The following is a 13,979-nucleotide window of genomic DNA, read 5'->3' on the forward strand; positions in this document are numbered from 1 at the left end:
AGGTGGCTTTTTTGACTGAAAATAAAATCAATTATTTGCTTTTATTTTCAAGTTGAGGAACTGCAGAACCTTGTCCAAGAGACAACAAGCCAGTTTCAGTATACAAACCTAATTTGGCACGCGTATCAGTAATGTCGAGGTTACGCATAGTCAACTGACCGATACGATCCATTGGCGTGAACATTGAGTTACCTTTCTCCATAGTTAAACGCTCAGCTTCATAAGTGAGGTTTGGAGATTCGGTATTCATGATGGTGTAGTCATTACCACGACGCAGTTCGATGGTTACAGTACCTGTAATCGCTTTTGCGACCCAACGCTGTGCAGTTTCACGAAGCATAAGCGCTTGTGAATCGAACCAGCGACCTTGGTACAACAAACGACCCAAACGTAAACCGTTAATGCGGTATTGTTCGATAGTATCTTCGTTGTGAATACCAGTGACTAAACGCTCGTAAGCGGTGTGAAGAAGTGCCATCCCCGGAGCTTCATAGATACCGCGAGATTTTGCTTCAATGATACGGTTTTCGATTTGATCCGACATGCCTAGACCATGACGACCACCGATACGGTTGGCTTCAAGAATCAATTCAACCGGGTTTTCAAAGCGCTGACCGTTAAGTGCAACAGGCATACCTTCTTCAAAAGTTACAGAAACTTCTTCAGGTTTGATTTGAACTTCTTCTTTCCAGAACGCAACGCCCATAATCGGGTCTACGATTTTGATGCCTGCATTGAGGTATTCAAGATCTTTGGCCTCGTGAGTTGCACCCAACATGTTTGAGTCAGTCGAGTAAGCTTTTTCTTTTGACATTTTGTAGTCAAAGCCGTTGTCGATCAGGAACTGTGACATTTCTGCACGACCACCCAACTCATCGATAAACTGTTGGTCTAACCAAGGTTTATAGATTTTAAGGTTTGGGTTAGTCAACAAACCATAACGGTAGAAACGTTCAATGTCGTTACCTTTATAAGTTGAGCCGTCACCCCAGATGTTCACATCATCTTCTTTCATGGCAGTGACAAGCATGGTACCTGTTACTGCACGACCGAGTGGTGTGGTGTTGAAGTAAGGAATACCACCAGTGCTGATATGGAACGCGCCACATTGAATTGCCGCGATACCCTCAAGCGCAAGTTGCATACGGCAATCAATCAAGCGTGCTTTTACAGCGCCGTATTGTTCTGCTTTTTTCGGAATGGCATCGTAGTCATCTTCATCAGGCTGACCCAAGTTTGCAGTATAAGCATAAGGTTCAGCGCCTTTTTGTTTCATCCACAATAAAGCTGCTGAAGTGTCTAAACCACCAGAAAAGGCAATACCAACTTTTTTGCCTACTGGTACATGCTGCAAGATCGTTGCATTATCAGTCATTGCTAGTCCTAACTTATGAATAGGTGCCGCGAATTGGGCTACCCTGAAAATTTGTAAACATTTTATTGTAGCACTTTTCACCACAGATGTTTTTGCTAAAAATACCGATGAAAGCAGATTTCATGCAGCAGTTTTGACTAAAAATAGGGTTAAAGAACAGCTCAAATAAAGTTTGCCGAAAAATTGCGAACTTGAAAAGTAAAAATCCGTGACAGGACACGGATCTTGCGGCAAAACAGTGCAGACCGAATTAGACGGTATAGTGTTTGCTTAATCCCCAGTCTGCCAAAATACGCCGATAAGTGGCCGATGAGCGATCAGCTTCAAAGTGGGCTTCCATGCTCAAATCAAGCGGTAATTCTTCAGGTTTTTGCGATTCGATCATGTCCTGATCTTCGGTAAAAATCTGCGCATTAAAGTCATAGACTGCTTGCAAGTCGCCTGTGGTGTCAAAGTTGCGGGTCAATGGTACAAACAAACGGGTTTTATTGTGTGATACAGGACAGCAGGCATTTAAGATTTTTAATACGCCTTCGTTCGGAAAATCAATGGTTAAGATCGCTGAAAATGGCGGATAGACGTCAAAGGTGCGTTTCCATAAAAAATCATCAGGCGCGAGGTGTTGCAAACCATGTGGATAGTTGCTGACATTGCTGATGTACTCGGTGTGTAGACCGTAATCCGTTTTTACTGTTGAATATTTGGGCACAATAGGATTGTCACGACTGGCAAAGGCGTTGTGGTGTACCCAAGCAAAATGTGCCACGTCAATAAAACCTTCTAGTTGCCGACCACTGGAACCTGCAATATCGACAAATGGTGGCAAAATCGCCTGATGTTCAGGTTGATCCCACGTGTCGAGCACAGGAAAATTAGCTTTGCTTTCGTCTCGACTGAGCAGACTCGTCCAAATCAGCCCATATTTTTCGAGCACTGGAAAACTGGTCAGTGAAAAGCGATCTGAAATTTTGGTTAGATCGGGCTGTGCAGGAATCAGGGTGCATTTTCCTTCACTGTTGTAGCGTAAGCCATGATATGGGCAAATAATTTCTTCACCTTCCACCCAGCCTTTGGTGAGTGGGACACCACGGTGCGGGCAAATGTCGCGAACCAAACGGATCGGCCCAGTTTCGGTTTTATACAAGGCCAATTTGACATCAAGTAGCGTGACTTGCTGTGGGGAAGTGCTGACATCTTCAATGCGGGCCACTGGATACCAGTGCTGTGCCAAAATATCCCAATCATTGCTGTCAAATTGGCTGTAGCAGGGTTTGTCGAGCAGTTGCGTGACTGGAATGGCATTCATAGAGCCCCCTAATTTTTCAATCATTATTTATAGATCCAGCTCAAGCACTGGGCTTTTGGCTCGTGAACAACACAAGGCAATGTATTGTTCGCTAGAATTTTTTTCACTGTCGCTTTGTACGTTATCTCGGTGATCGACTTCGCCCGCCACTACGCGGGTCAGGCAAGCACCACATATGCCCATTTCGCACGATAAAGGAATATTGATCCGATTTTTAAGCAAAACATGAGCGATACTTTGGTGCTCAGGCACATGAAAAATTTGTCCTGAACGTTGTAGTTTGATTTGGAAGCCTGTATTTGTGACTGTATCGAATGGTGATGTTGGCACTTGTATTGGGTGAAAAGCCTCTAAGTGAATCTGTTCAGCTTGCCACCCCAACTCTAAGGCATAGTGCTGATAGTCCTGCATAAAACTGTGTGGACCACAAAAATATAAGCGTGTATTGGGTTGGGGTTGTTGCAAGCTTGGGGGATGTTGCTCGCGTAGGCTTTCACCGAGTGAACTGTATAACACGTGAATCTTGCCAAACTTAAAACCTTGTCGCCAACGGTGAATAAATGCGAGGTGTAGTGGTGTTTTTACACAATAATACAGTTCAAAAAATTTACCTTGAGCTTCAAGTTGTTCTGCCATGGCTAAAATCGGGGTAATGCCAATCCCTGCTGCGATCAGCAAATATTGTTCCGCGGCTTTCAGAGAAAACTGATTACAAGGCGGCGAAATTTCAATATATTGCCCAACGCGTAAATTTTCATGAATATATTGTGAGCCCCCGCGAGAAAGCTGTTCTTTTTTTACACAAATCACATAGTGTTCTCGCTGGGTGGGACTACCAGTCAGAGAATATTGCCGAGTCAGATGATTGGGTAAATAGATATTAATATGCGCACCTGCTTGCCATTCAGGTAAGTTTAAAGGCTGAACAGGCATCAATGTGATTGCCAGATTGCCTTCCCCTTGACGAGAAATACTGTCGACGACGACTTTTAATTTGTCCATGGGCTTGTCCTTTTTATTGTACCTACCTAGAAGCTAGCAAGATTTAAACCAAAAAGAACTCGCCAAAACCGACTTTTTTTAAACAGCGCCGAAACATCACTGAACTGCGATCTGCGGGAATATGCGCTTCTAGACTCAAATCTAGCGGTAAACGTTCAGGTTTTTGATTTTCGACCATCAAGCGGCCTTCTTCAAAGATTTTCAGGTTGTAGTCAATGATGGCCTGTTTATCATCCGCAAGGTCAAAATTTTTGACTAAAGGTGTAAACAGGCGAGTTTTTCGCGACGAAACGGGGCGGGCTGCATTCATAATCACCATTTTTCCGCCATTGTGAAAATGAATGGTCAAGGTGGCAGTAAAGGGTACATGTAACTATTTATGCAGCAACTCATGAAAAACATGCAACAGGTAGATTTTGACGCTATTTAAGTCATGCCACTGCGTAAAATAGTCTGCTGATGCGTTTAACCTATATCATGATGATGTGGTTTTTTTATCTCAAAATAGGGGAAATTCTGCTGATAATTTATACAAATTACTTTTAAAATAAAAGAGATAGCCTAAATAAGAATGTTTTTGATGAAATAATATGCGTTTGATTGGACTGGATTAAAATTTTTCTTGAAATCAAAGATGAGTCTTTGTATTCTTACGCACATGGAAGCGTGGCAGAGCGGTTTAATGCACCGGTCTTGAAAACCGACGAGGGTGTGAGTCCTCCGTGAGTTCGAATCTCACCGCTTCCGCCAAATTCGAAAAGCCCTTGCAGAGATGCAGGGGCTTTTTTTATTTCAATATATTCTCGAATAATAAATATAATAGAAGTTGGTATATTGTTGATATTAAGGGGAATTAATAACCCGTTGTGAATAAGGTGAAATAATGTGAGTAGGTGATTTAAAACTTACCAATATATAAAATTCTGAGACTATGCAGATTTAGTCAATATTAGTTATATTTTTCATGGTTTTGAGGTAAAGCTTCACTTGAGTTTTTGCTGTTATTTGCCAATCATTTGAATTTTTAGCCAATCGAATCCAGCTACCCGTTGGTAATGCCTGATGATTGATATTCAGTGTGCCATCTAGAATTAAGATTTCAGTAAGTTGATCTGATTCAATGTGTAAAAGGTCGTTCATAGGAATTTGGCGCAATTCTACTTTTTCATTTTCATTTTGAAAAAGGGAGCAAATTCTTTGACCATTTTCAGTATGCCAAGCTTTAATCAGATTTGTATTGACACGAATAGTTTGATCATCAACGCTGCTCATTTGGCGTAATTTGACGAAAATTACAGCACCATCATGACTAAAGGGCTGGTGAGATGTTCCATCGGGATTACGTAAATACCATCCCGCGGGGTAGTCATGACCTTGCTCGGAAAAAGTGCCACCAAGCACAAGGATTTCTTCGCCATTTGGGTGGTTATGAGGTGGAAAAATAGAAGATGGTGCATAACGAACAATACTTGTTGCTCTTGCTTTTTCTGCGCCAATTCGATCAAGCATGACTCGGTCAACACCTTTTTATGGCGAAGGAATCCATTCATATTGTTCAGGTGTCATCATGACTGATTGAGAGAAATCAGCGTTAATCAACATAACTAATCCTTTGTCCAAGTTTTACAGGACATACATAAATAAATTTCGAAATTTTAAGGATATGCTAACTGAATGTCTTGCCATGTGCTGGTTATTTTGCTGCTATAAAAATAGAAATGAAAAGGCAATCATGTTAGCAAACTAAATTATCATGGATGAACATAGCCTAACGTCCACAGGAACGCTATCATGAAGCTATCTTAAATTGTGGTGATCATGCATGAACATTGTTGCAGATGAAAATCTGGCATTTACAGACTATTTCTTTGCCGATCTGGCAGATATTCAGCATCATGCAGGGCGAACCCTGACACAGCAAGATCTTATAAAAACTCAAGCACTGCTTGTACGTTCTGTGACTCAAGTCAATGCAGCATTACTTCATGGTACGCCTGTCGAATTTGTAGCGAGTGCTACGATTGGTACAGACCATCTCGATATTTCTTATTTAGAACAACAAGGTATTACCTGGGCAAATGCTGCAGGCTGTAATGCGCAAGCAGTTGCTGAATACGTGATTACGGCACTGTTAAAACTCAAACCTGAACTGATTGATGCCGCAGACAGTTTTTGTTTAGGAATTGTTGGATTGGGCAATGTCGGCACACGTCTGGCAGCCATGGCAAAATTGCTGGGCTGGAAAGTCTTGGGCTGCGATCCATTGGTACAGCGTGAGCAGATTGAACAGGCTGATTTAAGTACATTACTGCAACATGCCAATGCGGTTTCTTTGCATGTGCCGATGGTCAAAACAGGGCAACATGCAACTTATCACCTCATCAATGCAGAACGTTTGGCGCAATTGTCACCTGAGACGATTTTAATCAACAGTTCTCGCGGCGCAGTAATTGCCGAACGAGATCTCATGACTGACATTCGCCAAACACAGCGTAAAGTGGTGCTAGATGTGTTTGAGCATGAACCGATGATTTCGAAGGAATTGCTGGATTTAGTGACTTTGGTTACGCCGCATATCGCAGGGTATAGCCTTGAAGGTAAGGCACGTGGCACACAAATGATTTACGAGGCATTTTGTAAAAAATATCAACTTGTGATCAATAAAGATTTTCGTAGTCAGTTGCCTGCTTGCGAGCCATTTTTCCAAGGGCAAGATTTAAAACAGGCTTTAGTAAAGCACCTGTCAGAAATTTATGATATTCAACAGGATGATGCCAACTTGCGTGCCTGCGTGGTCGATGGCTGGGTACATCAACCTGCGTTTGATGCTTTACGTAAAAATTATCCATTGCGCCGTGAATGGGCTGCGCATGGAGGGCCACAGGCATGACTCAGACCTTCCAACCGACATGTGATGTTCAAGCCCTAAAAGCCCGCGCCAAAATGTATCAACGCATCCGTCAGTTTTTTGCTGAGCGGGATGTATTGGAAGTTGAAACGCCTATATTGTCGCAGGCAGGTGTGACCGATGTGCATTTGGCTTCAGTGCCTGCACTACGTCATGTCAACGGCCAGCAGCAAACCCACTATTTACAGACTTCACCTGAATTTGCTATGAAGCGGTTGCTAGCAAGCGGTAGCGGTGCGATTTTCCAGATCTGTAAGGTGTTTCGTGATGATGAACATGGGCGCAAGCACAACAGTGAATTTACCATGCTGGAATGGTATCGCCCTGCATTTAGCCTGACTGATTTAATGCATGAAACTTCTACATTGTTAAATGTGTGTCTGGCAGAGCGTTTTTCTGAATTACGTCCGATGGTGCTGAGCTACAAACATGCTTTTCAGGATCGTCTAGATATCAATCCGTTACAAGCTACATTACAGCAGCTTAAAGACACAGCACGTCGTGTCGGACTAAATCTGGATTTAGGCGATGATCGACTTGCCTATATGGACTTACTGTTTTCCCATATGGTCGAGCCAAGTTTAGGTTTCGATACACCTGTATTTTTAACCGATTTTCCACCTGAAATGGCATCACTGGCGAAAGTTAAAACCGATGACGATGGTGAACAGGTTGCAGCGCGTTTTGAGGTGTATATCGAAGGTTTGGAACTGGCAAATGCTTATGATGAACTGGTTGATGCCGAGGTGTTGCGTCAGCGTTTCGTGGCAGATAATGCCGAACGTGCAGCGCAGGGGTTAACGGTCATGCCAATAGATGAACATTTATTAGCTGCTTTACCGCACATGCCAGAATGTTCAGGCATTGCGTTGGGAATCGACCGTTTATTGATGATTGCTCAAAATAAATTGAAGCTTGAGCAGGTGATTACATTTCCTGCTGAGATTGCTTAAGTATCAGAACAACAGCCATCAAAAAGATGGCTGTTGTTGTTTCATATGTTCATGTTTTAACTGTGCCAATGCATCTATACGACGTTGAATCAGCATTTCACCAATATCAGCACCTGTAATGTGAGCAGGCAAGTCTTGTGCTTTAATATTTCGCACGCATTCAATTGCTGCATGTAAATAGTCTGCTTGCGGGTAAGGACGCAGTTCTAAGCCTAAACGTCCACGTGCATCACATTCACATGCTTGTATAAATGCCTCAACGCGCTCAGGGCGACGTAAAACATCAAGCCGTTGTAGTAAACGCCATAGTGTTCCTGGTTTTAAGGTAAAGGCCTGATGGCATTTTAAATGTTCTTTGCAAACTACAATTGCCAACTGCTTGGTACTGGCTGGAACTTTGAGTCGGTCACACAGTTCGGTGACAGGCTCAACTCCGCGCTGTTCATGCAAGATATGCCGCGGTAAAACATCTTCTGGTGTTAATGCTTTACCCAAATCATGTACCAGTACGGCAAAACGGACATCTAGGCTATAGTTGGCTTGGCAGGCTTGTTGCAAAGACATTAGTGTATGAATACCACAGTCAATTTCTGGATGGTATTCAGCACGTTGTGGAATGCCAAACAATGCATCAATTTCAGGGAACAGGATTTTTAATGCACCACAATCCCGCAATACCTGAAAATATACATCTGCATGTTTTTCCATTAAAGCACGCGATGTTTCTTTCCAGACTCGTTCTTCAGTCAAGCAGCTCAACTCGCCAGATTTGGCTAAATGCGTCATCAGTGCCAAAGTTTCATCGGCAATTTTAAAACCATATTCGGTATAGCGTGCAGCAAAACGTGCTACGCGAAGCACACGCAGCGGGTCTTCGCTAAAAGCATCAGAAACATGACGTAGTACTTTATTTTCAAGATCTTGCTGGCCACCATATGGGTCATAGATGTTGCCTTGAATATCTTGTGCAATGGCATTGATGGTCAAGTCACGTCGAATTAAATCATCTTCGAGGTTAATCTCTGGTGAAGTGAAAAATTCAAATCCATGATAACCATGTCCTTGCTTACGCTCAGTACGAGCCAGTGCATATTCATCTTTGGTGTCAGGATGCAAGAAAACAGGGAAGTCCTTCCCAACAGGTTGGAAGCCTTGTGCGATGAGTTGTTCGGGTGTCGCACCCACCACTACATAATCTTTCTCGTGATAGGGGTGCCCAAGTAACTGATCTCGGACAGCACCACCTACTAAATAAATTTGCATGAAAAAACCTCTATTCTTAAAGCAATCATGCAACAGAATAGAGGTTTGTACAAGTCTAAGCTTTGGGCTTAAAAATGTGTTTAAGCTTGTTGATCTTGCTGAATTTCAGCGACTGTTAACGCAGTCATGTTTACCAAACGACGAGTCGTTGTTGTTGGTGTTAAAATGTGAACTGGTTTTGCAGCGCCAAGCAAGATTGGACCAATCGTTACATTATTACCTGAAGTAGATTTCAACAGGTTAAATGAAATATTGGCTGCATCCAGGTTTGGCATAATTAACAAGTTTGCAGAACCCTTGAAGCGTGAGTTCGGGAATGCAAAATGACGAATGTTTTCATCAAGTGCCGCATCACCATGCATTTCACCTTCAACTGCAAGGTCTGGTGCTTGTTCAGCAAGTAGGCGATACACTTCACGCATTTTCTGCGCGCTTGGATCATCTTGGTTGCTACCAAAACTTGAGTGTGAAAGTAACGCAATACGTGGTTCAATACCGAAACGACGAACTTCAGCAGCAGCCAAAATTGTCATGTCAGCCAACTGTTCAGCTGTTGGATTGGTATTGACATAGGTATCAGCAATAAACAGGTTGCGATCTTCGAGCATTAGGGCATTTAGCGTAAAGAAGTTGTTCATACCTTCTTTTAAACCAATCACATTGCGCACGAAGTCCAAGTGAATGTCATAGCTACTATACGTACCACAAAGCATACCGTCTGCTTGACCAAATTTCACCAGCATTGCTGCGATCAGTGTTGAGCGACGACGTGCTTCACGTTGAGCATACTCAATCGTTACGCCTTTACGTTGCATGCTATTGTAATAGTCTTTCCAGAACTCTTCGTATAATGGGTTTTGCTCTTGATCAACGATTTCAATGTTTTCACCGTTTTCTAGACGCAAGCCCAACTGTTGAATGTTCGCTTCAATAACTTTGGTTCGACCAACCAAAATTGGGAATGCCAAACCTTCATCCACGACCACTTGTACTGCACGCAATACGCGAAGATCTTCACCTTCAGCATAAGCAATACGTTTTGGTGCGCTTTTCGCTTGTGCAAAAATTGGTTTCATCACAAATGCCGAGTTATAAACAAACTCAGACAACTGTTGACGGTAAGTTGCGAAGTTTTCGATTGGACGAGTGGCAACACCAGAGTCCATTGCTGCTTGCGCAACCGCAGGAGCAATTTCTAAAATCAGGCGTTGATCGAGTGGACGAGGAATTAGATAGTCACGACCAAAAGCTGCTGATTTTTCACCATAAGTTGAGGCATCGGCTTCAACGTGTGCCATACGGGCAATCGCATGTACACAGGCAATTTTCATTTCTTCATTAATAGTGGTTGCACCAACGTCAAGCGCACCACGGAAGATATATGGGAAACAAAGTGCATTATTGACTTGGTTTGGATAGTCAGAACGGCCTGTTGCCATAATGACATCTGAACGCACCTCATGAGCATGTTCAGGTAAGATTTCTGGATCTGGGTTTGCCAAAGCAAAAATAATCGGGTTTGGAGCCATCTTCTTCACCATATCTTTGGTGAGAATACCTGCTGCAGAAAGGCCAAGGAACATGTCTGCACCTTCCATGACTTCATGTAACTGAGTCTGTGGAATATCTTGTACATAATGTTTTTTAGAGTCGTCTAGACCTTCACGCGACGTAGTTAATAGACCACGAGAGTCGGCAACAGTAATGTTTTCTTTACGTGCGCCTAATGCACAAAGTAAATTTAAACAAGAAAGTGCGGCTGCACCTGCACCTGAAGCAATAATTTTGATGTCTTCAATTTTCTTGCCTGTTAATTTCAATGCATTGAGTAATGCTGAACCAACAATAATACTGGTACCGTGCTGATCGTCATGGAACACTGGAATGTTCATGCGTTCACGCAATTTTTTCTCAATGTAGAAACATTCTGGTGCCTTGATGTCTTCGAGGTTAATACCGCCGAATGTCGGTTCAAGTGCTGCTACGATATCGACAATTTTGTCTGGATCGTTTTCAGCAATTTCGATGTCAAAAACATCTACACCAGCAAATTTCTTAAACAGGACACCTTTACCTTCCATCACAGGTTTTGAAGCGAGTGGGCCAATATTACCTAGACCAAGAACGGCGGTACCGTTACTGACCACGGCAACGAGGTTACCACGTGCTGTATATTTAGCTGCTGTTGAAGGGTCACGCGCGATTTCTAAACATGGCGCCGCAACGCCAGGTGAGTAAGCAAGGGCTAAGTCGCGTTGGTTAACCAGTTGTTTGCTTGGCGTAACACTGATTTTACCTGGGCGTGGAAATTCATGATAATTTAAAGCTTGCTGTTTTAGTGTTTGGTCGTCCATTTGCATCTCATTTACAACAGTTAATCCAGTAACTTAACGGTCCTGGCACAAAAAAAAATCTAATTGACTATATCATTTGTTTTTGTTTTCGCACAGTTACAACCAGCGAAAAATTCCTATGTTAATGATGTTCGCTATAAATTTTAGTTATGATGGTGTGAATTTGCTGTGAAAAGTCTGTAAATACTGGCTGGCATCAGCTTTATTGAGCGGTTTGGCATAATAAAAGCCTTGCGCAATGTCACATTGTTTTTCACGTAAGAAATCAAGTTGTTCTTGAGTTTCAATTCCCTCAGCCACAATTTTTAGATCCATGGCTTTACCCATTGCAATAATCGCATTGATAATCGCATTGTGACGTTTCATATGCATATTTTGCACAAAGCTTTTATCAATCTTTAGAACATCAAATGGAAACTCGGTTAAGTAAGCCATTGATGAATAGCCAGTCCCAAAATCGTCTAAAGACAGTTGAATATGACGCTGCTTAAGTTGATGTAAAAGGTTGTGAATATATTCACTATTTTCAATCAATGAAGCTTCAGTAATTTCAAACTCAACATATTTACCTGCTACCTGATAACGGTTCAGTGCCGTATCAAGATGTTCTACGAGCTGTCCGCGATACAACTGTTGAGCATCAATATTGATCGAGAGAAAAACCTCAGGTAATCCTTGATCTTGCCATTCACGCAGTTGAGCAACCGCAGTAAATAAAACATATTCGCCAATATCAGAAATCAGACTGGTTTGCTGTGCTGCAGGTAAAAATTGGGTTGGATGCAGTAAGCCTTTTTCTGGGTGATTCCAACGAATCAATGTTTCAAAGCCTACGATTTGATCGTTGTGAATATAGATCTTAGGTTGAAAATAAACTTCGAGTTCTTGATTTCGTAGTGCTTGGCGTAATTCATTTTCCAGATTCACATCTTTTTCATATAGGCTGTCATGTGACTTGGTGTAATACTGAATTGTATTGCCACCTAAGCGGCGCGCATGATTCAGTGCTTGTTGTGCACAGTTATTCAGCTGCTCAAACTGACTGGCATGTTCGGGATAAATCGCCACGCCAATCGATAACGTAATAATCAGTTCTTGTTCTGCAATTTTAACTGCCTGATTAAAATACTGACGAATCTGCTCACAGATGGTTTGGATACTTGGTTGAACATGATTGAGCTCATATACGATGACAAAATCATCACGGTTCAAATAGGCAACCATTAACGCATTTGGATTAGATAGGCGTAGGCGCTGGGCCACGAGTTTGAGCAATTCAGATGTATTTTGGTTGCCTAGAAATTCATAAAGTGCGGTAAAACGATCAATAGACAGACGAATAATGGCAAGCTGATGAATGCTGTCGCTATTGGTAATTAAAAATTGATAGATCTTATAGTTGTAATAAAAGCGGTTAGGTAGATTGGTGACAATGTCGTAATTTTCCAGATAGGAAACGCGTCGCTCTTGTTGTTTGATCTTGGTCAGATCTGAAAAAATACCGACATAGTTGACAATTCGCTGTTTATTATCTCGAATCGCATTTAGGCGTAAACGTAGACTTAACTCTTTTCCTGAAATAAATTTTTCTTCAAATTCGCCATCAAATTCAGCATTTTTAAGCAGTTGCTCCGTAATTGAATAATGAAAACTACGTTGTCGTGGGCGATAGTTATCAGTAATTTCAAACAGTTGCTTACCAAGGACTTGTTCTATCGTTAAATTGGACAGGGTAAAGAAATAAGGATTGGCTTCTACATAGCGTAATTGTTCATCCAGCATCACAATTCCTGTTTCCACATGCGTCATAATATTAGCCGCTTGCTGAATTCGATCATGGTCTTGTTTTTGGCGATCAATATTTTGGAAAATCCCGATCATGACCATAGGTTTTGAGGTTGCTGGGTTGTATTGAATGATTTTACCTCGGTTGATCACCCACACCCATTTATCATTTTCATCTTTAACACGATATTCACACTCAAAAATTTCAGTTTCATGATTAAAGTGCTGATGTAGTTTCTCGATGCATAAGGGAATATCTTCAGGGTGTAAGGCTTGGGTGAGGTCTTTTTCGAGTGAACGGAATTCTAGTTTTTTAACATGGGTATTATTGATTTCAAATGTACCCTTAATCAGGTTCCATTCCCATGTATGCACTGAAGCAATCGAATTGGCCATTTCAATCGTTTGTTTTTGTTTTTCTAAAGTGTGTGTACGCTCATGAATGGTTTGCTCAAGGCTTTGGGAATATTCTTGGAGTTGGTTTTCAATATTTTTTGAGTGTTGCATTTCCTGTTGTAATTCATTGCAAACGCGTTGTGAATATTGCACTTGCTGCTCGGCATTGCGAATCAATTGCTCATTACGTATAAATAGTTTTGCCAGTTTCCGATGCATGCGATTGAGAGCGAAAGCACTAATACAAATGACCACTAAAATAAAATCAAAAGCAAAATAAAATAACTGGTTAAAAATGTGCTGGTTGATCGGTTGCAGGAGCAAAATTGGCGCAATTGCAGGGATGGACACCAAGAAAAAATAAGATAAACGTTGTGTTAGATAGATCAGGCTGAAAATTAAGCAATTCAGGATCAAGCTTAAAGATAAATATAATGTGTCATAAAATAGAATTGAGTCATAGTTACTGGGTAAGTAAATGTGCAGTAAATAGACCCCGACTCCAATGGAACAACCTATCCCTATACTAATGAATTTATTGCTTAAATCTATGGTGCTGATGCGAAGATTTTTTTTTCTCACAAACTTGTGTAAGAACACAAAGCAAGGAATAAAAAATAGACTACTACACAGCGCC

8 protein-coding genes, 1 tRNA gene and 2 pseudogenes are annotated in these 13,979 nt (G+C 41.7%); 3 read left to right on the forward strand and 8 right to left on the reverse strand.

Translation table 11 applies throughout. From position 1 onward, the window contains the following. Positions 1 to 31: 31 nt before the first annotated feature. The 4 genes and pseudogenes from argG to ACX1N5_RS00185 form a co-directional block, all read right to left on the reverse strand. The gene (gene argG, locus ACX1N5_RS00170; protein ID WP_004753451.1) at positions 32 to 1,375 is read right to left on the reverse strand and encodes an argininosuccinate synthase; all 1,344 of its coding nucleotides are present in this window, start codon (positions 1,373 to 1,375) and stop codon (positions 32 to 34) included. Between the two features lie 250 nt (positions 1,376 to 1,625). After that, the gene (locus tag ACX1N5_RS00175) at positions 1,626 to 2,681 is read right to left on the reverse strand and encodes a Rieske 2Fe-2S domain-containing protein (protein ID WP_458799909.1); all 1,056 of its coding nucleotides are present in this window, start codon (positions 2,679 to 2,681) and stop codon (positions 1,626 to 1,628) included. Positions 2,682 to 2,708: 27 nt separating this feature from the next. After that, positions 2,709 to 3,683, reverse strand: a complete 975-nt coding sequence (locus tag ACX1N5_RS00180; RefSeq protein ID WP_458799910.1) for a PDR/VanB family oxidoreductase — start codon at positions 3,681 to 3,683, stop codon at positions 2,709 to 2,711. A gap of 43 nt (positions 3,684 to 3,726) precedes the next feature. After that, a pseudogene (locus ACX1N5_RS00185) lies at positions 3,727 to 4,056 on the reverse strand (aromatic ring-hydroxylating dioxygenase subunit alpha); the annotation flags it as partial. Positions 4,057 to 4,343: 287 nt separating this feature from the next. Here ACX1N5_RS00185 and ACX1N5_RS00190 point away from each other — a divergent pair. After that, positions 4,344 to 4,433, forward strand: a tRNA-Ser gene (locus tag ACX1N5_RS00190). 189 nt (positions 4,434 to 4,622) lie between these two features. Here ACX1N5_RS00190 and ACX1N5_RS00195 read toward each other — a convergent pair. Then, a pseudogene (locus ACX1N5_RS00195) lies at positions 4,623 to 5,195 on the reverse strand (cupin domain-containing protein); the annotation flags it as partial. Positions 5,196 to 5,505: 310 nt separating this feature from the next. On the opposite strand from ACX1N5_RS00195, the gene ACX1N5_RS00200 reads away from it, so the two are divergent. Beyond that, entirely contained in the window at positions 5,506 to 6,573 is a 1,068-nt protein-coding gene (locus tag ACX1N5_RS00200) for a 4-phosphoerythronate dehydrogenase (RefSeq protein ID WP_458799912.1), read from the forward strand. Further along, the gene (epmA, locus tag ACX1N5_RS00205) at positions 6,570 to 7,544 is read left to right on the forward strand and encodes an EF-P lysine aminoacylase EpmA (RefSeq protein ID WP_458799914.1); all 975 of its coding nucleotides are present in this window, start codon (positions 6,570 to 6,572) and stop codon (positions 7,542 to 7,544) included. Before ACX1N5_RS00200 ends, epmA begins: the two co-directional genes overlap by 4 nt. 18 nt (positions 7,545 to 7,562) lie before the next feature. Here epmA and ACX1N5_RS00210 read toward each other — a convergent pair whose 3' ends face one another. The 3 genes from ACX1N5_RS00210 to ACX1N5_RS00220 all read right to left on the reverse strand — a co-directional run bounded on the left by ACX1N5_RS00210 (position 7,563) and on the right by ACX1N5_RS00220 (position 13,561). After that, positions 7,563 to 8,807: a multifunctional CCA addition/repair protein gene (locus ACX1N5_RS00210; RefSeq protein WP_004753438.1), complete on the reverse strand. Its 1,245-nt coding sequence runs from the start codon at positions 8,805 to 8,807 to the stop codon at positions 7,563 to 7,565. An 80-nt stretch (positions 8,808 to 8,887) separates the two neighbouring features. Then, positions 8,888 to 11,161 carry an NADP-dependent malic enzyme gene (locus ACX1N5_RS00215; RefSeq protein ID WP_131381124.1) on the reverse strand — a complete coding sequence of 758 codons (2,274 nt, stop codon included), beginning with the start codon at positions 11,159 to 11,161 and terminating at the stop codon, positions 8,888 to 8,890. A gap of 147 nt (positions 11,162 to 11,308) precedes the next feature. After that, entirely contained in the window at positions 11,309 to 13,561 is a 2,253-nt protein-coding gene (locus tag ACX1N5_RS00220) for a bifunctional diguanylate cyclase/phosphodiesterase (RefSeq protein WP_458799917.1), read from the reverse strand. Positions 13,562 to 13,979: the final 418 nt, after the last annotated feature.

The sequence above is a fragment of the Acinetobacter sp. ANC 4636 genome (assembly GCF_054454555.1).